Origin of the sequence: Nonomuraea sp. NPDC050310 (genome assembly GCF_040655795.1) — a bacterium.
GTDB lineage: Bacteria > Actinomycetota > Actinomycetes > Streptosporangiales > Streptosporangiaceae > Nonomuraea.
The window spans coordinates 73,675-94,851 of record NZ_JBFAKP010000017.1; the positions used below are offsets into that span (position 1 = coordinate 73,675).

General features: G+C 71.2%; 21 protein-coding genes and 1 pseudogene. 7 read left to right on the forward strand and 15 right to left on the reverse strand.

Annotation, left to right across the window (positions count from 1 at the left end):
* Positions 1–21: 21 nt before the first annotated feature.
* A complete protein-coding gene (locus tag AB0I67_RS31010) occupies positions 22–456 on the reverse strand; it encodes a MarR family transcriptional regulator (RefSeq protein ID WP_357930590.1) in 435 nt (144 codons plus the stop codon).
* 76 nt (positions 457–532) lie between these two features.
* Here AB0I67_RS31010 and AB0I67_RS31015 point away from each other — a divergent pair, with 76 nt between their 5' ends.
* Positions 533–1,672, forward strand: a complete 1,140-nt coding sequence (locus AB0I67_RS31015; protein ID WP_357930593.1) for an Mrp/NBP35 family ATP-binding protein — start codon at positions 533–535, stop codon at positions 1,670–1,672.
* A 59-nt stretch (positions 1,673–1,731) separates the two neighbouring features.
* Here AB0I67_RS31015 and AB0I67_RS31020 read toward each other — a convergent pair whose 3' ends face one another.
* The 6 genes and pseudogenes from AB0I67_RS31020 to sigE form a co-directional block, all read right to left on the reverse strand.
* Positions 1,732–2,346, reverse strand: a complete 615-nt coding sequence (locus AB0I67_RS31020) for a maleylpyruvate isomerase N-terminal domain-containing protein (protein ID WP_357930596.1) — start codon at positions 2,344–2,346, stop codon at positions 1,732–1,734.
* 73 nt (positions 2,347–2,419) lie between these two features.
* A complete protein-coding gene (locus tag AB0I67_RS31025) occupies positions 2,420–2,776 on the reverse strand; it encodes a sec-independent translocase (RefSeq protein WP_357930598.1) in 357 nt (118 codons plus the stop codon).
* 41 nt (positions 2,777–2,817) lie between these two features.
* On the reverse strand, positions 2,818–4,593 hold the full coding sequence (locus AB0I67_RS31030; protein WP_357930601.1) for a trypsin-like peptidase domain-containing protein: 1,776 nt from the start codon (positions 4,591–4,593) through the stop codon (positions 2,818–2,820).
* 120 nt (positions 4,594–4,713) lie between these two features.
* Positions 4,714–5,070 carry a hypothetical protein gene (locus AB0I67_RS31035; protein WP_357930841.1) on the reverse strand — a complete coding sequence of 119 codons (357 nt, stop codon included), beginning with the start codon at positions 5,068–5,070 and terminating at the stop codon, positions 4,714–4,716.
* A 27-nt stretch (positions 5,071–5,097) separates the two neighbouring features.
* A pseudogene (locus AB0I67_RS31040) lies at positions 5,098–5,190 on the reverse strand (zf-HC2 domain-containing protein); the annotation flags it as partial.
* A gap of 1 nt (position 5,191) precedes the next feature.
* Positions 5,192–5,818, reverse strand: a complete 627-nt coding sequence (sigE, locus tag AB0I67_RS31045; RefSeq protein WP_357930604.1) for an RNA polymerase sigma factor SigE — start codon at positions 5,816–5,818, stop codon at positions 5,192–5,194.
* Positions 5,819–5,978: 160 nt separating this feature from the next.
* Between sigE and AB0I67_RS31050 the strand changes: the two genes are divergently transcribed.
* A complete protein-coding gene (locus AB0I67_RS31050; RefSeq protein ID WP_357930607.1) occupies positions 5,979–6,617 on the forward strand; it encodes an O-methyltransferase in 639 nt (212 codons plus the stop codon).
* Between the two features lie 107 nt (positions 6,618–6,724).
* On the opposite strand, the gene AB0I67_RS31055 is transcribed toward AB0I67_RS31050, so the two are convergent.
* Positions 6,725–8,122, reverse strand: coding sequence for a leucyl aminopeptidase (locus AB0I67_RS31055; RefSeq protein ID WP_357930610.1), 1,398 nt, complete (start codon positions 8,120–8,122; stop codon positions 6,725–6,727).
* 13 nt (positions 8,123–8,135) lie between these two features.
* On the reverse strand, positions 8,136–8,303 hold the full coding sequence (locus tag AB0I67_RS31060) for a DUF3117 domain-containing protein (protein WP_101788278.1): 168 nt from the start codon (positions 8,301–8,303) through the stop codon (positions 8,136–8,138).
* 116 nt (positions 8,304–8,419) lie between these two features.
* On the opposite strand from AB0I67_RS31060, the gene AB0I67_RS31065 reads away from it, so the two are divergent.
* Together AB0I67_RS31065 and AB0I67_RS31070 are read left to right on the forward strand one after the other, a co-directional pair.
* Complete coding sequence (locus AB0I67_RS31065; RefSeq protein ID WP_357930613.1) at positions 8,420–9,253, forward strand: PaaX family transcriptional regulator C-terminal domain-containing protein; 834 nt, start codon at positions 8,420–8,422, stop codon at positions 9,251–9,253.
* Entirely contained in the window at positions 9,250–10,026 is a 777-nt protein-coding gene (locus AB0I67_RS31070) for an enoyl-CoA hydratase-related protein (RefSeq protein WP_357930616.1), read from the forward strand. The genes AB0I67_RS31065 and AB0I67_RS31070 overlap by 4 nt, the downstream gene beginning before the upstream one ends.
* Here AB0I67_RS31070 and AB0I67_RS31075 read toward each other — a convergent pair.
* Genes AB0I67_RS31075 through AB0I67_RS31100 form a run of 6 tightly spaced genes read right to left on the reverse strand, consistent with a single transcriptional unit; the run spans position 10,013 to position 17,402 of the window.
* A complete protein-coding gene (locus AB0I67_RS31075) occupies positions 10,013–11,185 on the reverse strand; it encodes a Gfo/Idh/MocA family oxidoreductase (protein ID WP_357930619.1) in 1,173 nt (390 codons plus the stop codon). The two genes, AB0I67_RS31070 and AB0I67_RS31075, sit on opposite strands and share 14 nt — an antisense overlap.
* Positions 11,182–12,408, reverse strand: a complete 1,227-nt coding sequence (locus AB0I67_RS31080; protein ID WP_357930835.1) for an alpha-L-fucosidase — start codon at positions 12,406–12,408, stop codon at positions 11,182–11,184. Before AB0I67_RS31080 ends, AB0I67_RS31075 begins: the two co-directional genes overlap by 4 nt.
* Positions 12,409–12,415: 7 nt before the next feature.
* The gene (locus tag AB0I67_RS31085; protein ID WP_357930622.1) at positions 12,416–13,828 is read right to left on the reverse strand and encodes a M1 family metallopeptidase; all 1,413 of its coding nucleotides are present in this window, start codon (positions 13,826–13,828) and stop codon (positions 12,416–12,418) included.
* A 34-nt stretch (positions 13,829–13,862) separates the two neighbouring features.
* Complete coding sequence (locus AB0I67_RS31090; protein ID WP_357930625.1) at positions 13,863–15,524, reverse strand: extracellular solute-binding protein; 1,662 nt, start codon at positions 15,522–15,524, stop codon at positions 13,863–13,865.
* A 14-nt stretch (positions 15,525–15,538) separates the two neighbouring features.
* Positions 15,539–16,426: a carbohydrate ABC transporter permease gene (locus AB0I67_RS31095; RefSeq protein WP_357930628.1), complete on the reverse strand. Its 888-nt coding sequence runs from the start codon at positions 16,424–16,426 to the stop codon at positions 15,539–15,541.
* On the reverse strand, positions 16,413–17,402 hold the full coding sequence (locus AB0I67_RS31100) for an ABC transporter permease subunit (protein ID WP_357930630.1): 990 nt from the start codon (positions 17,400–17,402) through the stop codon (positions 16,413–16,415). Before AB0I67_RS31100 ends, AB0I67_RS31095 begins: the two co-directional genes overlap by 14 nt.
* A 168-nt stretch (positions 17,403–17,570) precedes the next feature.
* Here AB0I67_RS31100 and AB0I67_RS31105 point away from each other — a divergent pair, with 168 nt between their 5' ends.
* The 3 genes from AB0I67_RS31105 to AB0I67_RS31115 all read left to right on the forward strand — a co-directional run bounded on the left by AB0I67_RS31105 (position 17,571) and on the right by AB0I67_RS31115 (position 21,171).
* The gene (locus tag AB0I67_RS31105; RefSeq protein WP_357930633.1) at positions 17,571–18,611 is read left to right on the forward strand and encodes a hydroxyacid dehydrogenase; all 1,041 of its coding nucleotides are present in this window, start codon (positions 17,571–17,573) and stop codon (positions 18,609–18,611) included.
* Positions 18,612–18,640: 29 nt separating this feature from the next.
* On the forward strand, positions 18,641–19,720 hold the full coding sequence (locus tag AB0I67_RS31110) for a LacI family DNA-binding transcriptional regulator (protein ID WP_357930636.1): 1,080 nt from the start codon (positions 18,641–18,643) through the stop codon (positions 19,718–19,720).
* Between the two features lie 134 nt (positions 19,721–19,854).
* Positions 19,855–21,171, forward strand: coding sequence for a M60 family metallopeptidase (locus tag AB0I67_RS31115; RefSeq protein WP_357930638.1), 1,317 nt, complete (start codon positions 19,855–19,857; stop codon positions 21,169–21,171).
* Positions 21,172–21,177 lie beyond the last annotated feature (6 nt).

Genomic DNA, 21,177 nt, shown 5'->3' on the forward strand with positions numbered 1-21,177 from the left:
TACTGACATGAGACTTCCCGGTCACACAACCCCCAGCTTGGCCAGCAGCCGCCGGCAGGACTGCACGTCCTCCTCGCCCAGCGGCCCCAGGAAGTGCTCGCGGATCGCGCCCTGGTAGGTCGGCCTGGCCTGCTCCAGCCGGGCCTGCCCGGCGTCGGTGAGCACGGCGAACAGGCCACGGGCGTCGCTCTCGCACGCCTCCCGCGACACCAGCCCGTCCCGCTGCAGCCGGTCGATCAGCCGGGTGAGCCCGCTCCGCGACAGCAACACCTGGTGCGCCAGGTCGTTCATCCGCAGCCGCCGGCCGGGCGCCTCGGCGAGTCTGGCCAGCACCTCGTAGCAGGGCAACGCCAGGTCGTGCGCCCGGAGCAGGTCCGCCTCCAGCCTGGTGGCGATCCGTACCTGGGCCCGCTGCAACATCCGCCAGACGGCGAGTTCCTCGGAGGTCAGGAGCACGCAGTAACCTTAGAACGTTGCGTGTGCATCTAGTGCGCCGCCCATCCATATCAGCGACAAGGAGTGCCGAGCTTCCATGGCACCTACCCCAGAGCAGGTGACGGCCGCCCTCGCGACCGTGAACGACCCCGAGATCCGTCGGCCCATCACCGACCTCGACATGGTCAAGAGCATCGACATCTCCCCCACGGGCGAGGTCGTCGTGGGCATCTTCCTGACCGTGTCGGGCTGCCCGCTGAAGGACACCATCACCCGCGACGTGACCAACGCCGTCTCCAAGATCGACGGCGTCACCAGCGTGCGCGTGGCCATGGACGTGATGAGCCAGGAGCAGCGCAAGGCGCTCCAGACCAAGCTGCGCGGCGACCGCGCACCCGAGAAGGAGATCCCCTTCAACCAGCCCGGCTCGCTGACCCGCGTCTTCGCGGTCGCCAGCGGCAAGGGCGGCGTCGGCAAGTCCTCCGTGACGGTCAACCTCGCCGCGGCGATGGCGGCCCAGGGCATGAAGGTCGGCATCGTCGACGCCGACATCTACGGCCACAGCATCCCGCGCATGCTCGGCGCGAGCGAGCGGCCGACCAAGGTCGAGGACATGATCATGCCGCCGGTGGCGCATGACATCAAGGTCATCTCGGTCGGCATGTTCAAGCCCGACGGCAACACCCCCGTCGTCTGGCGCGGCCCCATGCTCGACCGGGCGCTGCACCAGTTCCTCGCCGACGTCTACTGGGGCGACCTCGACGTCCTGCTCCTCGACCTGCCGCCCGGCACCGGCGACATCGCCATCTCCGTGGCCCAGCGGCTGCCCGGCGCCGAGATCCTCGTCGTCACCACCCCGCAGATGGCCGCCGCCGAGGTCGCCGAGCGGGCCGGCTCCATCGCCGCGCAGACCCACCAGCAGATCGCCGGTGTCATCGAGAACATGTCGTGGCTGCCCTGCCCGCACTGCGACGAGCGGGTGCACGTCTTCGGCGAGGGCGGCGGCCAGACCGTGGCCGACGCCCTGACCCGCATCCTCGGCTCCCGGGTGCCCCTGCTCGGCCAGGTGCCCATCGACCTGCGCCTGCGCGAGGGCGGCGACGAGGGCAAGCCGCTCGTCCTCACCGACCCCGACTCGCCCGGCGCGGCCGAACTGCGGAAGATCGCGGCCACGCTGTCCAAGCGGTCGAGCAGCCTGAAGGGCATGCAGCTCGGGCTCGCGCCCAACCGCGGCTGACCTGCTCTCTTCTCGTACGGCCACGCCTCCCTAGGGGCGTGGCCGTACGGCGTTGCGGGTCAGGGGAAGGCGGGATTGGTCCCGTCCCATTCGGCCAGCGGGGCGCAGTGCCACTGCCAGCCCACCTGGCGCTCCTGACCGGGCAGGTCCGCCCGGCCGTTGGCCCACAGCAGCGTCGTCCAGGGATCGGTGTCCTCGGGCGCCCACGGGAACATCCGGCGCAACACCGCCGTGGCCACCTCCGCCGACGGCACGAACGGCACGCCCAGCGCGCCCCCGGCGTCCGCGGTGTGCACGAGCAACTCGTCGCAGGCCATGCCCGCGAACCCGGACACGTCCGCCCGGCCCCACGGATGCCAGCCACGCGCCTCAGCGGGCGACCCCTCCACCACGTACGCCAGGACGGTCGCCAGGGCCCGCACCGAGGCCACCAGGTCCTCCGGCTCGGACTCCGGGCGTACGCGCACCTCCAGCGTGCTCAGCTCCTTGTCGCCCGCCACGAGGTCGGTGGAGTACCACATCAGGCAGTCGCCCATGTGGGCCACGACCCCGGACACCGTCCAGTCCATCCCGGGGACCTGCGTCCCGGCCCATTTCGGGCCCTGCCCGGCGGCCAGGAGGTCGAGGTGCTGGAGGCATTCGGCGGCGACGGCTCGGAGGGTGTTCGCGTCCATGGCCGAATCTTTGCACAACAAGTTCGGAGATCGCTGGCAACTCTCGATCTTCTGTTCGATCCCGGAGCCTCGGTCAGGTGGACTCGGGGTCGTACGGGGGGATCTCGCCGGCGCGGAGTTCGTGGGTGAGGGCGGCGACGGGCGCGGGGACGTACTCCGGCTCGGCGGCCGGGGAGGTCTGCCAGTCGTCGGCGTCGTCCATGAGGTGCTTGCGGACGAAGTTCTTCGGGTTGAGGTCGGTGGGGTCGAAGTTGGAGAACTCCGGCCCCAGCCCGGCCTTCAGGTCGTCACGGGCGTTGTTCGCCATGCGGCGGAGATTGCGCAGGGTCTTGCCCGCCTGAGCGGCCGCCTGCGGCAGCTTCTCCGGGCCGAAGACCAGCAGCGCGATGACGATCAGCGCCGCGATCTCGAACCAGCCAAGATTGAACACCCTGAGCTCCTCACATTCCAGCCACTCCAGAGTAAGGCAGGTTATGAGGGGCTTGGGGTGGCCACCGGCTCCTCTTCGGCCATGACGGTCAGGGTGGCCGTGGCTTCCTGGCCGTCACGCTGGTACTTGACGGTCACCTTGGAACCGGGCGCCTTGGCGCGGATGAGGGCGATGAGCTCGTTGCCGTTCTCCAGGCGGAGGCCGTCGATCTCCAGGATGACGTCCCCGGCCTTGAGCCCGGCCTTGCCTGCGGGGCCGGCGGCGTCGACCGGCTGGCGACCCTCCTGCGGCGCGCTGGCGATCTTGACGCCCTGGCCGCGGTAGTCGTTGTCCAGGACGATGCCGATGCGGGGGCGCTTCGCCTTGCCGTACTTGATGATGTCCTCGGCGACGCGCCGCGCCTGGTTGCTGGGGATGGCGAAGCCCAGGCCGATGTTGCCGCTCTCGCCGCCGAGCGAGCGGCCCAGCGTGGCGATGGCGGAGTTGACGCCGACGACCTCGCCGTTGACGTTGACCAGGGGCCCGCCGGAGTTGCCGGGGTTGATCGCGGCGTCGGTCTGGATGGCGCTGATGTAGGCGACGTCCTCGGGACGCTGGGCGGTCTCCTGACCGGCGACGACCGGGCGGTTGAGCGAGCTGACGATGCCGGTGGTGACCGTGCCGCTCAGGCCGAGCGGCGAGCCGACGGCGATGACGGGGTCGCCCACGACGACCTGGTCGGAGTTGCCGAGGACGATCTCGGGGGTGCCGAAGGTCTCGTCGGGCTTGACCACCGCGAGGTCGGAACCGGCGTCGCGGCCGATGATGCGGGCCGAGGTGCTCTTGCGGTTGTTGAAGTTGATCCGGATCTCGCCGCCCTTGGCGGCCATGGCGACGACGTGGTTGTTGGTGACCACGTAGCCGCCCTTGATCAGGAAGCCGGAGCCCGAGGCGGCCTCGGTGCCCGTGCCGTTGCCGACGTCGAGCGAGACGACGCTGGGTAGCACCCGTGAGGCCACGCCGGCGACCGAGTCCGGCGGGCGGGCGGTGCTGCCGCTGGGGACGGGGCCGAGGCTGTAGGACGGGTTGTTGCCCGAGTCGTTCCGGGTCAGCAGGTAGGTGCCGACGCTGCCGAGGGTGGCGGCGAGCATGGCGGCCACGACGGCGATCACCACGACGACGCCCAGGCTGGTGCCGGGGCGGGGGGCGGTGGCCGTGCCGCCCGGGTGAGCGCCGCTCGGGGGCGGGGCCCAGCCCGGGCCCATGCCGGACGCTTGGAACGGCGGGGGCGGGGGCGAACCCGGGCCGCCGGGGCTGCCGAAGCCGCCGGGGCCGCTGGTGCTGTGGCCGGAGGTCGAGGCGCCCGGGCCGTAGCCGGGGGCGGCGGGGCCGTAGCCGGGCGCGCCGCCGCCGTTGGCGTAGCCGTTGGGGTGGCCGCCGGCCGGGTGGGTCCCCGTCGGCTGGCCGCCGGTGGGGTGCGTCCCGGTCGGCTGGCCGCCGGGCGTGGGGCCGGCGGTCGGATGGGTTCCCGTCGGGTGGGTGCCGGGCGGGGGCATGAAGGTGGCGGTGCCGTTGGGGGCGCCGCCGTCCGGGCGCGCGTAGCCGCCGGTGCCGGGCTGCGGGCCGTACCCGTCCGTGAGGGAGGAGCCACCGGTGGAGGTGGCGGTGGAGGAAGTAGGGCCGCCGGACTGCTCGCCGAAGACCACCGTGTCCGTGGGAGGACGCCCGGAGGGGTCCCCCCAGCTCTCGGCGGGCCGGAAGTCGGGCCGGTCGAGCCGCTCAGTGGTGTCCGACGGCGTGCGTCCGTCCTCGGAGGGGGGGCGCGTCTCGTCGGTCATCTAGTTCCTCACTACTCCTTGTCCGGCCGCACGCCATCCTGGCGTGGGCGGCATACGAGAGATGTAAAGCACCGAATCACGATCGTATGCCCCTGAGGCCGTTGCCTAAGCCAGGGCCCCCTAAGGAACGCTGGTCTTGTGCACGGTGGTCGGAGGAGGACCCGAGGTCTGGTTGGCCGTGGACACGAACAGGGTGCCGAGGGCCACCGCGGCGGAGACGACGCCGACCGCGACGTAGGTGCTCCGGCGCTTACGCCCAGGGCCGGAGGAACCGGACGGGTCGCGGCGGGGACGGTTGTCCAAGGGCGCGATGCTGCGCGGCCCAGGGAGCGGAACCCCGCCGAAGGTCCGGGGGAAAGGGCGCTCCCTCGGCGGCACGGGCCCACCGGGTTCGCCCATGAGCAGCAGGGACATGGTCAGGTCGGCCGGCATGGCAGGCCCGTCGAGCGAACGCAGGCGCGACTTCAGCGCCCGCATCGATTCCACCTCCCGGCGGCATTCCGCACAGAAGGTCAGGTGTGCCAGGGCGCGCTCACGTTCCATGTGATTGAGCTCGCCGTCGACCAGAGCGGATACGTTCTCTCCAAGATGCGACATATCAGACTTCCTCCCCACGAGTACCAGGCGGCGGGGGGAACTGAGATGAGAGTTGCCGAGGCGCACGATGCTCCAACGCCTCCCGCAACTGTGCCCTGCCACGGTGAATCCGGCTGCGGACCGTGCCCAGCTTCACGCCGAGCGTGGCCGCGATCTCTTCATACGACAGGCCCTCGATGTCACACAGCACGACCGCGGCCCGGAACTCCGGGGCGAGGCCGTCGAGCGCCGCCTGGATGTCGGGCTCGAGATGCGCGTCGTCGAAGGCCTGGGCAGGCGAAGGCTCACGTCCGCGAAGCCGCTCGGCGGCGTCGTCGGCCAGCCCCTCGAACCGGATGCGCTGCTTGCGCCGCGCCTGGTCCAGGAAGAGGTTGGTGGTGATCCTGTGCAGCCAGCCCTCGAAAGTGCCCGGCGTGTAACTCGACAGGGACCTGAAGACACGGACGAAGACCTCCTGAGTGAGGTCCTCGGCGTCGTGGATGTTGCCGGTCAGCCGGTAGGCCAGCCGATACACCCGCGCCGAGTGTGTCCGCACTACCTCCTCCCAGGTCGGAGGAGTCCACTCAGACACCTGGTGGTCGCTCGCGTCCACCAGTACTCCTCTCTCTGGGACCACCGCTACCGCCATAGTGCCTGGTTTTGTCCCTTCGTGCGCACTGCCGCCGTTGTGGACCGGCAAAGCCCGTTTAAACCTGCAACGCGTTGGGTGGCGCGTGAGTTCCCGAGCAGGCCCGTCTCCCCTAGGCTGCGATCAGTGACTAATTGCACGAAAGGGAGGGAGGAGGCAGATGACCAGTCCCACGGCGGCAAGTTGGGCCTACGCAGAGCAGTTCAGTCCTGAAGACGAGATTTTGCTCGCGGCCCGGCAGCGCGGCGCGGAAATGGGCGCGGTGCCCATTCTCCCCGGCGGCGGCGCGGCGCTGAGCTTCCTCGCCGCCGCGGTGAACGCCCGGTCGGTCGTCGAGATCGGCACCGGCTGCGGCGTGTCGGGCCTCTGGCTCCTGCGCGGCATGCGCAACGACGGCACGCTGACCAGCGTCGACCTGGAGCTGGAGCACCAGCGCCTGGCCAAGCAGGCCTTCGCCGAGGCGGGGTTCTCCGGCAGCCGCATCCGGCTGATCACCGGCCGGGCCCTCGACGTGCTGCCCCGCCTGTCCGACGGTGGGTACGACCTGGTCTTCGCCGACGCGGCCAAGCACGAGTATCCCGACTACCTCGCCGAGTCCGTGCGGCTGCTGCGGGTGGGCGGGATCGTCGCCTTCGACAACGCGCTCTGGCACGACCGCGTGGCCGATCCGGCGCAGCGGGATCCCGACACCGTGGCGGTCCGCGAGCTGGGCAAGCTGGTGCAGGCGGACGAGCGGCTGCGGGCCGTGATGTTGCCGGTGGGCGACGGGTTGCTCGCCGCGCTCAAGATCTCCGACTGACCACCCGTTCCAGTACGGCAAGCCGCCCGAACTGGGCAGGCTGCCCGAGGCCCGGGAAACGGCAGGGCCGCCCGGATGAACCGAGCGGCCCGAACGCTTGGCGCGGTCTAGCGCGTGGTCAGCCAGTCGAGCAGCACCCGCACGCCGAACCCGGTCGCCCCCTTGGCGAAGATCCCGTCGTCCACGGTGCTGCGCCCGACCCCGGCGATGTCCAGGTGCGCCCAGGGCAGCCCCCCGGTGAACTCCCGCAGGAACAGCGCGGCCGTGATCGACCCGGCGCTGAAGGCCGAACCCGCCTCCACGTTGGCCAGGTCCGCGATCGGCGACTCCAGCGCGGGCCGGTAGTCGTCGATCAGCGGCATCCGCCACAGCCGGTCGCCGCTCTCCTCGCCCGCGGCGACGAGTTCCTTGGCCAGGACGTCGTCGGAGGCGAAGACCGCGCCGACGTTGCGGCCGAGCGCGACGCTGATGGCCCCGGTGAGGGTGGCGATGTCCACGATCACGTCGGGGTCGAGCTCGGCGACCGCGTAGGCCAGCGCGTCGGCCATGACCAGGCGGCCCTCGGCGTCGGTGTTGAGCACCTCGACCGTCTTGCCGCCGTAGATGGTGATCACGTCGGAGGGCCGCTGGGCGGTGCCCGACGGCATGTTCTCGGCCGCGGCGATCAGTCCCGTGACCCGGACCGGCGCCCCCACCTGGGCGAGCGCGCTCATGACCGCGATGACGACGGCGCCGCCGGCCATGTCGGTCTTCTGGGTCTTCATGTTCTCGGTCGGCTTGATGGACAGGCCGCCGGAGTCGAAGGTGATGCCCTTGCCGACCAGCACGACGTGCCGCTCGGCGCCTTCGGGCGCGTAGGAGAGCTGGATCAGCCGGGGCGGGCTGGCCGAGCCCTGGCCTACCGCGGCGATGCCGCCGAAACCGCCGGACTGGAGGGCTTCCTCGTCCCACACCCGGGCCGGGAGGCCGAGTTCGGTGGCCCGTTCGGCCAGCCACTGCGGGTTCTTCACCGAGGCGGGCGTGTTGGACAGGTCACGGGCGAGGGCGACCGCCTGGGCCACGATCTCGCCCCGCCGTACCGCCTGCTCGTCCCCGCCGACGATGGTCAGGGCGGCGACCGGCGGCTTGCCGGGCGCGCCGATGCGGAAGGAGTAGGCGGCCAGCAGTGCGGCCTCGGTGAACGCGGCCAGGTCGCCGGCCGGGGCCACCACGGCGAGCGCCGGGCGGCCCTTCGCCTTTCTGACCAGTGCCGCAGCCGCTCTGCGCAGGTCCTTCGGTGAGGCGTCGCCCACCCCGTACAGGAGCAGCCGGCCGAGGCCGGACGCTCGTGCGACGGGGATCTCGATCACCTCGCCGGCCTCGCCCTTCGCCTCGTAGAGCGCGAACAGCTCGGCCGGTGGAAGGGGCAGGTCGGGGACGTCGAACTCGGCGGTGTACGGCACCGCGAACAACTCGACGCCGGCGGGCGGCTCGGCGGCGACGGAAACACTGGTCTCGATTGGCATAACTGGGTGTTTCTCAGCCGACGACGCTCTTCAGCGCCTCACCGAGCGCTTTGGCCTCGTCTGCCGAGATCTCCACGACAAGCCGGCCACCACCCTCGAGTGGAACGCGCATGACGATGCCGCGACCTTCCTTGGTGACCTCGAGCGGACCATCGCCGGTCCGCGGCTTCATCGCCGCCATGCGCGCATCCCTTCCTGCCTGGGGCAACCGCGGACCGGCCGTACCGGCCACCCGGGTCGGTGCCCGACGCATTCACGTCTTCTGTGATGTCCTATTCTCCCGCATCGAGAGCCGTGGTGGGTAACGATCTCATCGCCGATGCGTTGTCGCCGGTGGCCAGGGCGGCCAAACTGGTCCTCGTGAACGCTCGCGCCGCGCTGTTCGACCTCTACGGGGACCACCTGCGTCCACGGGGCGGGCGGGCCACGGTGGCGGCGCTCGTCCGGCTCCTGGCACCGCTCGAGATCGCCGCTCCAGCCGTGCGAACCGCGGTTTCGCGGATGGTCAGGCAGGGCTGGCTGGTGCCGGTCCGGCTGCCTCAGGGGCCGGGCTACGGGATCACCCGCAAGTGCGCGACGCGTCTCGACGAGGCCGCGCTGAGAATTTACCGAGCTGGAACTCTCGCCTGGTCGGGGCGCTGGCACCTGATCGTCTTCGAGCCGGTGCGCGACCGGGCCCGCCGCGAGCGGCTCCGCGCCGACCTGGCCTTCCTGGGCTACGCGCCGATCTCGGAGACCACCTGGGTGGGGCCGCGGGCCTCCGGCGAGCTCGACGGGCTGCTGGCCGGGGTGCGCAACGACCGGTTCGAGGCGGTGCTGGAGGGCGATCCGCGCGAGCTGGTCGCGCGGGCCTGGGATCTGGCCGGGATCGGGCAGGCGTACGAGACCTGGCTGGCCGACGCGGTCACGATGGTCGGCTCCTTACCCTTCGACGCCACCCGTGACGAGGTCTTCGCCACGCGCAGCCGGCTGGTGCACGGGTGGCGCAACTTTCTCTTCCGGGACCCCGGCCTGCCCGCGGAGCTGCTGCCCGCCGGCTGGCCCGGGGAGAAGGCCCGGGCGTACTTCGAGTACGAGGCGGCCCGCCTGATGCCGGCCGCAGCCGCGTTCGTCGATGAGGAGCTGCAGTGATTTCCTACGAGGTGTCCGAGCACGTGGCGACGATCACCCTCGATCGTCCCGAGGCCATGAACTCGCTGACCGCCGAGGTGAAGACCGCCCTGCTGGAGGCGCTGGGCCGGGCCGCCGCCGATCCGGAGGTCAGGGCGGTGCTCCTGACCGGGTCGGGCCGCGCCTTCTGCGCCGGCCAGGACCTGCGCGAGCACGCCGCGAACCTGGAGGCCGGGCGCGGCCTGGCCGGGACGGTCCAGGAGCACTACAACCCGATCATCACGCTGATCACCACCATGGACAAGCCGGTGATCGCCGCGGTCAACGGCGTGGCCGCGGGCGCGGGCGCCTCGCTCGCCTTCGCCTGCGACCTGCGGGTGGCGGCCGACAAGGCCAAGTTCGCCATGGCCTTCGCCGGGATCGGCCTGGCCCCCGACTCCGGCGCCTCCTGGACGCTCCAGCGCCTGGTCGGCCCGGCGCGAGCGGCCGAGCTGCTGATCCTGGGCGAGCCGCTGGACGCGGCCCGCGCGCTGGAGCTGGGCCTGGTCACCCGGGTGGTGCCCGCCGACGAGCTGGCCAAGACCGCCCGCGAGCTGGCGGTACGGCTGGCGCAGGGCCCGACCAAGGCCTACGCGGCCACCCGCCGGGCCCTGGCCTACGCCGCCACGCACACCCTTGAGGAGTCGCTCGCCCTGGAGGCCGAGCTCCAGGACGCGTGCGCGGCGACGGAGGACCACCGCAACGCCACCCGCGCCTTCCTGGCCAAGGAGCAGCCGACGTTCATCGGGCGCTGACCTGGCCGGCCTCGAACCAGCCGGTGAGGTCAGGATCGAGGGGCGGCACGTCGAGGGGCGTGCCGCCGGCGCGGAGCGACTCGGTGGCCCGGATGCCGGCGGCCACGGCCATGCGGGCGGCGACCGGCGAGGTGTCGGTGCGGCCGCCTTGCCGTACGAACCGGAAGAACTCGGCGAGCAGCTTGGGGTCGGCGCCGCCGTGCCCGCCCTCGGCGGCGGGGATCTCGTGGACGGCGTCGGCCTCGGGGCGGTAGCCGGAGCGGCGGGCGTTCCAGACCTTGACCACGCCGCCGGGCCCGTCGCCGAAGTTCTCCAGGCGGCCGGCGTCGCCGATGACGGTGTAGTTGCGCCAGTAGTCCGGGGTGAAGTGGCACTGCTGGTAGGCGGCGATGACGCCGTTGTCCAGGACCATGTTCATGACCGAGACGTCCTCGACGTCGACCACCGGGTTGAGCCCGCGCTGGGCCAGGGGCGGCCAGTTGGCGGCCGGCGCGTACCAGTCGCCTTCCTTGCGGGTGCCGGGCTCGCGGCGCGGCAGGTCCCCGTAGACCATCAGGTCACCGAAGGCCTGCACGCGGGTGGTGTAGCCGCCGGCCAGCCAGTGCACGACGTCCAGGTCGTGCGCGGCCTTCTGCAGGAGCAGGCCGCCGACCTGGGTGCGGTCGGCGTGCCAGTCCTTGAAGTAGAAGTCGCCGCCGTGCCCGACGAAGTGGCGCACCCAGATCGTCCGCACCTGCCCGATGGCGCCTTGCCCGATGAGCTCGCGCATCAGCCGGACGGCCGGCATGTGCCGCATGTTGTGCCCCACGTAGAGCCGGGTGCCGCTCTCCCGGGCGGTGCGCAGCAGCTCGTCGCACCGCTCCAGGCTGATGTCGAGCGGCTTCTCCACGAAGGCGGGCACGCCGGCGCGCAGCAGCTCGCCGGCGATGTCGGCGTGGGTGCCGTCCGGCGTGAGGACGAGGGCGGCGTCGACCTCGCCGATCAGGTGCCGCCAGTCCTCGTACGGCTTCGCGCCGAACGCGGCCGCCGCGGCCGCCCGCAGGTCCGGGTCGAGCTCGGCGACGCCGACCACGCGGGAGCCCTCGCCGGGCCGGTGCGCGAGCTTGGCCAGCGTGCCGCGCAGGCCGTAGCCGATCACGCCGATTCTCAGGTCGCTCATGTCAGGAACATCTCGATCACGGGGACGGTCACCTCGGGCCGGACGGCGGGCAGCTCCAGGACGAGCGTGTCCTCCGGCACTCCCTTCAGATAGTGGTGGAAAGGCTCCTTCGGGTCGATCGTCACGATCGGCACTTCGGAGGCGTCGTTCAGCAACTGGGCGTAGCGCACCTTGCCCGCCAGGCCGGGCAGGAACAGGTGCTTCAGCGGCCAGGCCAGCAGGTGCAGGTAGAGCCGGTCGCCCCGCTGCGTGTAACGGCAGTCCTGCGGCGGCGTGTACGGCGAGGCCCCGGCCCCGTGGATGGCGCGGCCGTGCAGCCGCATCCACTCGGCGATCCCATCGAGGCGCTCGACCGCGCGCGGCTCGAACTCGCCGCGGGCGTTGGGCCCGACGTTGAGCAGCATGTTGCCGCCCTTGGACACGGTGTCCACCAGCATGCCGATCAGCAGCTCGACCGGCTTCCACGCCAGGTTGTCGCGGTGGTAGCCCCAGCTCCCGTTGAGCGTCTGGCACGCCTCCCACAGCCCGGCGCCGGGCAGGCCGCCCGGCGGGATGACCTGCTCGGGGGTGCTGAAGTCGCCCCGGCCCAGGCCCAGCCGGTTGTTGAGCAGGATGTCCGGCTGCAGTTCCCTGACCAGCTTCTCCAGCTCTTCCGAGCGCCATTCCTGCGGCCCCTTGGCACCGAAGCCGCGCCCGGCGTAGGAGAAGTCAAACCACATGGTGTCGATCCGGCCGTAGCCGGTCAGCAGCTCGCGGACCTGACCGTGCAGGTAGTCGGCGTATTTCTGGACGTCGCGCTCGCCGAGGTCCTCCTCCCGCTGCGGGTGGTAGAGGTCGTTGGGGAAGTCGGGGTGGTGCCAGTCGAGCAGCGAGTAGTACAGCCCCACCCGCAGGCCCCGCGCCCGGAAGGCGTCCAGCATGGGGGCCAGCAGGTCGGTCCTGGCCTTGTAGTCGGTGAGCGCGCTGTCCCACAGGCAGAAGCCGTCGTGGTGCTTGGTCGTCACGACCATGTACTTCATGCCCGCTCTGACGGCCTGGTCGGCCCAGCGTTCCGGGTCGTACAGGTCGGGGTCGAAGTGGTCGAAGTAGCGCTGGTAGTGCTCGTCGCTGAGGCGCTCGTAGGACTTGACCCACTCGTGCCGGGCCGCGGCGGCGTAGATGCCCCAGTGGACGAAGAGCCCGAACCGGGCGTCGGTGAACCAACTCACGATGTTTGTCTCCAGTACGTCGTCACGGGGCGGCGTCCCAGTTCAGCGGCGGGTTCTCGGTGCCGAAGAGCCAGCCGCGCAGGAAGCCGTCGAGCTCCGGCCGGTGGGTGGTCTTGACGGCGTGGGCGATGAAGTCCTCGGTGCTCGCGACGCCGTTCTTGTGCCGCTGCACCCAGCGGCGCATGATCCGGTCGAAGCCGGCGTCGCCCACCTCGGTGCGCAGCGCGTAGAGCACCAGCGCGCCGCCGTCGTAGATGTTGAAGCCGCCCAGCGCCTTGGGCCTGCCGGGCGGGCCGTCCTTGAGCCTGACCGGGTTCAGCCGGTCGTAGACGATCCTCATCCGGTCCTTGAGCGGCTGGCGGCCCTGCTCCTGGTTCCAGAGCGCCGCGTAGTAGACGGCCGGGCCCTCGTTCAGCCACGCCTCCTGCCAGGTGGCCGGGCTGACCGAGTTGCCGAACCACTGGTGGACCAGCTCGTGGATCATCGTGTTGGCGTAGGTGGGGCTGTTGAACCAGCCGGTGCCGAACAGCGAGAGCGTCTGGTTCTCCAGGGCGGCGCCGTACCCGGGGTAGACGTGGATCCCGTAGGTGGAGAAGGGGTAGCGGCCGAACTTGGCCTCCGTCCACTCCAGGTGGGCGGCGGTCTCGGCGACGATCGGCCCGTACTTGGCCTCCTGGCCCTGCGGGACGATGTGCCGCAGGGGCAGGGCGTGCGGGCCGGTGCCGTACAGGTAGACGCCCTTGGCGATGGAGAGGCCGAGCAGCTCGGTGGCCATCGGCTCCTTGACCCGGAAGTGCCAGACGTCGCCGGTCCGGGAGACCAGCTCGCCGTTGCCGGTGGCGACGTAGCCTTCGGGCGCGGAGACGTGCAGGTCCCAGGTGGCCTTGTCGCTGGGGTGGTCGTTGACCGGGAAGAAGGTGTCGGCGCGGCTGGACTGGGTGGCGGAGGCGAAGCCGCCGTCGGGGCCGAAGACCCAGCCGGTCACGCTGGCTCGGGGGTTCTTGCCGTTGCCGTGCGAGGCGATCTCGACCTCGAACGGCTTGTTGACGTGCAGCGGCTCGGCCGGGGTGACGGTCAGTTCCTGGCCGGTGTGGCCGGGGGTGAGCGCCCACTGGGCGGGCGTGCCGTTCACGGTCACCGAGTCGATGGAGTTGCCGTCGGTGTCCAGGTTGAAGCTGGACAGCGCCTGCGTGGCGGTCGCGGTGATCTTCACGCGGGCGGCGAAGTCGTAGGTGACCGGGGTGAAGTCGAAGCGGACGTCGTAGTGGCGGACGTCGTAGCCGCCGTTGCCGAGCGTGGGGTAGAGCGGATCGCCGACGCCGGGCGCGCCGGGCGAGGGGCCGGACGGGGTGGGGGACGGGGTGGCGGCCTGCGCGGGCAGTGCGAGCGTGCCCGCGCAGAGCGCGGCCACCGCCAGGAGGGCGGTCTTGCGCATGATGGCCTCTCTCGGGGGGTACGGCAGGCGGTCCTCAGCCCTTGGCGATGACTTCCTCGAACTCCTTGCGCGCCTGGTCGCCACCGGCCGCCCGCCAGTCCTTGACCACCTGGTCGTAGTGGCTCATCGGCCGCCGGCCGGCGATGATCGAGGTCAGGCCGTCCACCCGCAGGGTGTTGAGCGACTCGAACTTGCCCTCGTGGGCGGGCGAGTACAGGCCGGCGGTCGGGTCCTCGACGCCGACGGCGATGAGCTTGCTGATCGCCGCGTGCTGGATCCTCACCGCCTCGGCCGAGCTGGCGTCGAAGATCGGCTGGGTGGGGGCGCCGAGGTACTTCCACGGCACCGTGGTGTTCTTGGCGCCGGCCTCGGTGAGCACCGGGTTGCCCTTGGCGTCACGAGTGTGGTCGGTGCCTTCGACGCCGTAGTTGACCAGCGTGTACTCCTCGCTGCCGAACGGCGAGGAGAAGAAGTCGGCGACCTTCAGCACGTCCTTGACGTGCGCCTCGTCGCCCTTCTTCACCAGGTTCACGGCGTAGACGATGTTGTTGAGGAAGGCCTTGGCCGAGGGCAGGAAGGGCGTGATCGGCCGCGGGTCGGCCTTGGGGTCGATCTTCTTCTGCGTCTGCAGGTAGCCGGTCGGGCCCAGGTAGGCGGGCAGGCCGTCGTAGGTCATCGCGGCCTTGCCGGAGTTGAACTCGTTCTTGCGCTTGAGCGAGTCGAAGCCCTCGGAGCCGGGGTAGATGACGCCTGCCTCCCGCAGCTTGATCACGAACTCGACGGCGGCCTTGTACTCCTCGGTCTCGAAACCGGCGGTGAGCTTGCCGGTCGCCTTGTCCAGCCGCCAGCCGTTGGGCGCGCCGAAGAGCTGGGCGAAGATCGACAGGCCGAAGAGGCCGCCGGTCGCGGTGATCACGCCCCAGCGGCCGCGGTCCGGGTCGGTCACGGCCTTCAGCGCCTCCAGCAGGCGGTCGGCGTCGGTGATCTGGGCCAGGTCGGTGATGCCCGCCTCGGCGAACATCTCGGCCCGGTAGAAGCCCATGCCGCCGACCAGGTTGCGCGGGATCGGCAGGCCGTACAGCCTGCCTCCGACGATGCACTGCTTCCAGAAGATCTCCGGGATCGCGGCGAGGTTCGGGTAGGCCTTGATCGCGTCGCCGGAGAGCAGGGCGGTCAGGTCGGCGCACTGGCTGGCGGCGAAGGCGGGCAGGTTGTTGACGCCCTGGCCGGCGGTGTACTGGAACAGGTCGGGCAGCGTGTTGCCGGCGACCATGGTGTTGAACTTGGTCTGCCAGTCGTCGGCGGCGACGATGGTCAGCTCCACCTTGCCGCCGAGCCGCTTCTCGATCTCCTGCCAGGCGGGGTTCTGCGCGCGCGGCGGGGGCGGCGGGAGGAAGGTCGAGGTGGCCGCGGTGATCGTGGCGCCGGACAGCGGCGGCGTGGGGACCGCCCTGATGAGCTGCTTGGGGTAGGTGAAGAAGCCGTCGGGCACCCCGGCGGCGGTGCCGGGCAGGTCGGCCTTGAGCGCGTTGGCCAGCGGGGTGTAGGTGGGCAGCTTCACGGTCAGGCCCTGCGCCTTGGCGGCGGGGGCGCCACCGGCGTTGCCGCAGGCGGCCAGCAGCGGGGAGGCGGCGATTCCGGCGGCGGTGAGCGCACCGAGACGCAGCAGGCCCCGGCGGGAGAGCTTGTCGTTCATCGGGGGGTGACCTCTTATCCCTTGATGGCGCCGCTGAGGACGCCCTTGGTGAAGTAGCGCTGGAGGAAGGGGTAGACGAGCAGGATCGGGACGACGGCGACGACCAGCACGGCCATCTGGATCGCCTGCACCGGCGCGGGGGCCTCGGCGGCGCCGACGCTTTCGAGCGTCCGGCCCTGCAGCACGAAGCTGCGCAGGATCAGCGGCAGCGGGAACTTCTCGCTGTCGTCGAGGTAGAGCAGGGCGTTGAAGAAGGCGTTCCAGTAGGAGACCGCGTAGAACAGGGCGATCACCGCGAGCACCGCCTTCGACAGCGGGAGCACGATCCGGACCAGGATCCTCAGGTCGCCCGCGCCGTCCATGCGGGCGCTCTCCATGAGCTCGCCGGGCAGCCCCATGAAGAACGAGCGCAGCACCACCATGTTGAAGGCGCTCACCAGGCTGGGCAGGATCAGCGCGCCGAAGCTGTTGAGCAGGCCCACCTCCTTGACCAGCAGGAAGTTGGCGATGATGCCGGGGTTGAAGAGCATGGTGAACAGCGCGATCATCAAGATCGCCTTGGCTCCGGTGACCTCGCGGCGGCTCGTGCCGTACGCCAGGCCGATGGTGGCCAGGAGGCTGGCCACCGTCCCGACGAGGGTCACCAGCACGCTCACCGCGAGCGCCCGGGTGACCGTGCCGCCGTCGAAGATCGAGTCGTAGGCGGCGAAGCTGAGGTCGGTGGGGAAGAGCACGAAGCCGCCGCTCCTGGCGATCTCCGTCTCGGTCGACAGGCTGGTGCCGATCACGCCGACGAAGGGGTAGATCACCAGCAGCGTGACCGTGACCAGGATCGCCGCCTTGGCCGCCAGGCCGATCCGGCTCGGCCGCTCCATCCAGGCGGGACGCTCATTTGCCGGCACCGCGGTACACCCCCTCGTGGCCGAACAGGTGGGCCACCTTGTTGGCGCCGATCACCAGGGCCGCGCCGACGATCGCCTTGAACAGGCCGACCGCCGCCGCCGGGCCCCACTGGCCGTCGCGCACGCCGTTGAAGTAGATGAAGGTGTCGAGGACCTCGCCCGCCTCCGCGCCCACCGCGTCGCGCTGGAGCAGGATCTGCTCGAAGCCGACCGACAGGATGCTGCCGAGGTTGAGGATGAGCAGCAGGATGACGATCGGCATGATCCCCGGCAGGGTGACGTGCCACAGCCGGCGCCAGCGGCCCGCGCCGTCCATCGCCGCCGCTTCGTAGAGCTCGGGGCTGATCGACAGCAGCGCGGCGAGGAAGATGATCGTGCCCCAGCCGGCGTCCTTCCACATCAGTTGCAGGGTCACCAGCAGCGGGAAGGCGTCGGGGTCGGTCATGATGTCGTAGCGCGGCAGGCCCAGGTCCTCCAGGACGCCGGGCACCACCCCCGCGCCGCCGAGGATCTGCTGGAAGATCGAGACGATGATCACCCAGCCGATGAAGTGCGGCAGGTAGACCACGCTCTGCACGAAGCGCCGGACCTTCTCGCTGACCACGCTGTTGAGCAGCAGCGCGAGCGCGATCGGGGCGGGGAAGAAGAGCAGCAACTGGGTGACGGTGATCTGCAGGGTGTTGACCACCGAGTCCCAGAACCGGGCGTCGCCGAAGACGGTGGCGAAGTTCTGCAGGCCCACCCAGGGGCTGTCCAGGAAGCCGAGGTAGGGCTGGTAGTCCTGGAACGCCACCACGTAGCCGAACAGCGGCCCGTAGTGGAAGACCAGGAAGTACAGCAGGCCCGGCAGGGCGAGCAGGAGCATCACCCGGTCCCGCCTGATCCGCTGCAGGAGGGTGAGCTTCCTCGGCACGGCAGGCCGTACCGGTTCCTCTGACGCGACCTCCCGCACCGCGGGAAGGGGTGTGGTCGTCATGCATGGTCCTTCCAGTTGGCGAGGAAATTAGTAAGCGGTTTCCACTCCCGTCAAGCCCCTGTCCATCAGATTCCGCCAGGTCCCCCAGCTCACTTGACGAGAAATTCCCAGCTCTCTAGCCTCTCGTCATCGCTAGATAGAATGCGCTTACTATCGGGGAGCCTAGCTGTGAGCAACGAAAGGGCGCCGGTCCGGCGTCCGGTGACGGAGACGAAACCGCACGCCGTCCTGGTCATGGGACCGGGGGTGCGCGAGCAGGTCTTCGGCGCCGCCGCGCTCGAGCGCCTCGACGAGCTCGCGACCGTCCACGACGAGGTGTTGCACGAGCTCACCGGGCCGGCCGCCGACCGCGCGCTGGCCGGGGCCGAGGTGCTGGTCACCGGCTGGAGCTGCCCGGCGATCGGCGCGGACCTGCTGGAGCGGGCGCCGCGGCTGAGGCTGATCGCGCATGCCGCCGGGACGGTGAAGACCTTCCTCGATCCCGAGGTGTTGCGCCGGGGCGTGCGGGTGACCAGCGCGGCCGACGCCAACGCGGTGCCGGTGGCCGAGTTCACCTTCGCCGCGATCGTCTTCGGGGCCAAGCGGGTCTTCAGCCTGGCCCATCGCTACCGGACCGAGGGCACGAAGCGTGATTTCTCCGGCATGCCGTGGCTGGGCACGCACCGCATCACGGTCGGGCTCGTCGGCCTGTCCAGGATCGGCCGCCGGGTCGCCGACCTGCTCCGCCTCCTCGAGGCCGAGGTGCTGGTCTACGACCCCTACGCCGACCCGGCCGAGGCCGCCGCGCTCGGCGTGGCGATGGTGGACCTCGACACCCTGGTGCGCCGCTCGCACGTGGTCTCCCTGCACGCGCCCGACACCCCGGAGACGCGGCGCATGCTCGACCGCCGCCGGCTGGCCCTCATGATGGACGGGGCGGTGCTGGTCAACACCGCGCGCGGCGCGCTGGTCGACCACGACGCGCTGCTCGCCGAGCTGACCCGCGGCCGGATCGACGCCATACTCGACGTCAGCGATCCCGAGCCGCTGCCGCCCGGGCACCCGCTCTTCGGCCTGCCCAACGTCCTGCTCACGCCGCACCTGGCCGGCGCGCAGGGCAACGAGCTGGCCCGGCTCGCCGAGTGCGCGCTGGACGAGGTGGCGCGATATCGCGCGGGCAGGCCGCTGCGGCACGAAGTGACCGCCGACGAACTGGACCGGATGGCATGATCACTGAAACGGACGGGAGGGGGACCGGGATGACCGAGACGAACGCCGCGACGAACGCCGCGACGAACGCAGCCACGATCGCCGACGTGGCGCGCCGGGCGGGCGTCTCCAGCGCGACCGTCTCCCGCGTGATCAACCGCAACTACCCGGTCGCCGAGTCCACCCGCGAGCGCGTCGAGGCGGCCATCGCCGAGCTGGGCTACGTGGCCAACGCGCACGCCCGCGCCCTGGCCGGGGCCACCAACCGCACCGTCGGCATCATCATCAACGACCTCGTGGACCCGTTCTTCGCCTACATCGCGCGCGGCGTGGAACGCGAGGCCACCCGGCAGGGCCGGCTCTGCCTGGTCTCGTGCACGCACGGCAGCCACCAGCAGGAGCTGGCCCTCATCGACCTGCTGCACGAGCAGCGCGCCGACGCGGTCATCCTGGTCGGCGGCAGCTACGAGGACCGTGCCTACGCGGCCGAGGTGACCCGCCGGGCGCGAGCCCTGCACGCCGGCGGCTCCACGCTGGTGCTGTGCGGGCGGCCCTCGCTCGGCACGGACGTGCCCACCAAGGTCGTCGAGTACGACAACGAGGGCGGCGCGTTCGCGATCACCGACTACCTGATCACCCAGGGGCACCGCCGCATCCTGTTCCTCGGCGGCCCGCCCGCGCTGTCCACCACGATCGCCCGGCTGAACGGCCACCGCCGGGCGCTCGACCTGCGCGGGCTGCGCGAGGATCCGGCGCTGATCCGGACCGGCTCGCTGAACCGCCGCTTCGGCTACGACGGCATCCGGACCGCGCTCGCCGAGAAGCTGGAGTTCAGCGCGGTCTTCGGGGCCAACGACAACGTCGCGGCCGGCGCGATGCAGGCGCTGGAGGCCGCGGGCGTGCCGGTGCCGGGGCAGGTCTCCGTGGTCGGCTACGACGACGTGCCCGTCGCCCAGGAGCTGCGCCCGCAGCTCACCACCGTGCGGATCCCGTTGGAGGAGATGGGCACCCAGGCGGTACGGCTGGCCCTCGGCGACCCCGACGGCGCCGACTACCTCACCCCGGTGCAGACGTCCGCGACGGTCGGCACGACGCTGGTCGTCCGCCAGTCCGTCGGCCCCCGGCGGTAGCAAGCGCTTACCTGCGTCTTCGCGAAATGCGGCAGAAAGTGGCCTAGTAAGCCGTAGAAAGACCAGGAAAGCTCTTGACGCTCTATAGAAAGCGTTTACATCCTCTACCCAACCCCTTCACCCAAGGAGTTGGCATGTCCCGCACCCCCCTGTCCCGGCGAGGCTTCCTCGGAGCCACCGCGCTCGGCGCCGCCGTCCTGCTGACCCCCTCCCCCGCCGCCGCCGACGCCCGGCACACCGTCGTGCTGCGCGCCCGGCCGTCCGCCGAGAGCGAGCGGCTGCGCCTCCAGCAGGCGCTCGGCACCACGAACTTCACCTCGACCGGCGTCCACCTCCCGGCCGGCACCGCCCTCACCGTCCGGGTCGACGCCGAGGACGGCGTCCTGCCCACGCTGCACGTCGGCGCCCCCGACACCCACGCCGACGTCGTCCACAAGAACCCGCGCGCCTATCCGCTCGTCGCCGGCGAGAACACCGTCACCGACCCGGGCGGCGGCCTGGTCTACCTCTCGCTCGTCGGCGACGGGCAGAAGGCCAAGGTCAAGTTCCTGGCCGGCGGCCGGCCCGTGCCGGTCTTCCGGCTCGGCGAGAGCACGGAGGCGCAGTTCCAGGCCCAGCTCGACAGCCTGACCGACGCCCCGCAGGTCGAGCTGGTCTCGCCTCGCGCGATCATGACCCTGTCCCGCGAGGGCGCCCTGCTGTGGCGCGAACACGACCACGCGGCCCTGCTGACCGTGCTGGAGCAGATCATCGGCTCGCACGCGGCCATCTCGGGCCTGGACGGCTCCGGCCCGCTGCACCGGCCCCACCCGCTCGCCTTCCACCTGGTCGAGGCGCCCCGGATGCCGCCCGGCGCGGGCGCCTACGCCACGCACGGCTGGACCGCCTACCCGCGCGGTTACCTCGACCGGCTCGCCACGCCGGAGGGGCTGACCACGCGCGGCTGGGGCGTCTACCACGAGCTCGGCCACCAGCACCAGCAGATGGCCTACAAGCCGGGCGACCTCACCGAGGTCACGGTCAACATCTACTCCCTGGCCGCCCAGCGCACCCTCGGGCAGCAGTCCAACCTGGTCAAGCCGGACGCCAAGACCGGGCTCACGCCCTTCCAGAGCGCGCTGGCCAAGCTGCCCCGGCCGGCGCAGGACTACGTGAAGGCGTTCGGCTCGATGGAGAAGCTCGTCCCGCTGCGCCAGCTCGAACTAGCCTTCGGCGCCGACTTCTGGCCCCGGCTGCACCGGCTGGTCCGCGAGGAGAACCCGCCCTCGGACTGGACCGAGAGCGCCAAGCGCTGGGGTTACCTCGCCCTGTACACCTCACGGATCGCCGGGGCCGACCTGAGCGGCTTCTGGGCCCGCTGGGGCGCGCCGATCACCGCCGAGCACGCCGCCCGGGTGGCCGCGCTCGGCCTGCCCGCGCCCGCCACCGACCCCTCGACGCTCAGCGAGTAGGAGACT

Excerpts from the sequence above, each read along its gene's own strand:
- AB0I67_RS31085 (WP_357930622.1), bottom strand. The coding sequence starts at position 13,828 with ATGCGCAAGACCGCCCTCCTGGCGGTGGCCGCGCTCTGCGCGGGCACG.
- AB0I67_RS31015 (WP_357930593.1), top strand. The coding sequence starts at position 533 with ATGGCACCTACCCCAGAGCAGGTGACGGCCGCCCTCGCGACCGTGAAC.
- AB0I67_RS31020 (WP_357930596.1), bottom strand. The coding sequence starts at position 2,346 with ATGGACGCGAACACCCTCCGAGCCGTCGCCGCCGAATGCCTCCAGCAC.
- AB0I67_RS31060 (WP_101788278.1), bottom strand. The coding sequence starts at position 8,303 with ATGGCGGCGATGAAGCCGCGGACCGGCGATGGTCCGCTCGAGGTCACC.
- AB0I67_RS31055 (WP_357930610.1), bottom strand. The coding sequence starts at position 8,122 with ATGCCAATCGAGACCAGTGTTTCCGTCGCCGCCGAGCCGCCCGCCGGC.
- AB0I67_RS31110 (WP_357930636.1), top strand. The coding sequence starts at position 18,641 with ATGACCGAGACGAACGCCGCGACGAACGCCGCGACGAACGCAGCCACG.
- AB0I67_RS31030 (WP_357930601.1), bottom strand. The coding sequence starts at position 4,593 with ATGACCGACGAGACGCGCCCCCCCTCCGAGGACGGACGCACGCCGTCG.
- AB0I67_RS31075 (WP_357930619.1), bottom strand. The coding sequence starts at position 11,185 with ATGAGCGACCTGAGAATCGGCGTGATCGGCTACGGCCTGCGCGGCACG.
- sigE (WP_357930604.1), bottom strand. The coding sequence starts at position 5,818 with ATGGCGGTAGCGGTGGTCCCAGAGAGAGGAGTACTGGTGGACGCGAGC.
- AB0I67_RS31050 (WP_357930607.1), top strand. The coding sequence starts at position 5,979 with ATGACCAGTCCCACGGCGGCAAGTTGGGCCTACGCAGAGCAGTTCAGT.
- AB0I67_RS31115 (WP_357930638.1), top strand. The coding sequence starts at position 19,855 with ATGTCCCGCACCCCCCTGTCCCGGCGAGGCTTCCTCGGAGCCACCGCG.
- AB0I67_RS31100 (WP_357930630.1), bottom strand. The coding sequence starts at position 17,402 with ATGACGACCACACCCCTTCCCGCGGTGCGGGAGGTCGCGTCAGAGGAA.
- AB0I67_RS31090 (WP_357930625.1), bottom strand. The coding sequence starts at position 15,524 with ATGAACGACAAGCTCTCCCGCCGGGGCCTGCTGCGTCTCGGTGCGCTC.
- AB0I67_RS31035 (WP_357930841.1), bottom strand. The coding sequence starts at position 5,070 with ATGCGGGCGCTGAAGTCGCGCCTGCGTTCGCTCGACGGGCCTGCCATG.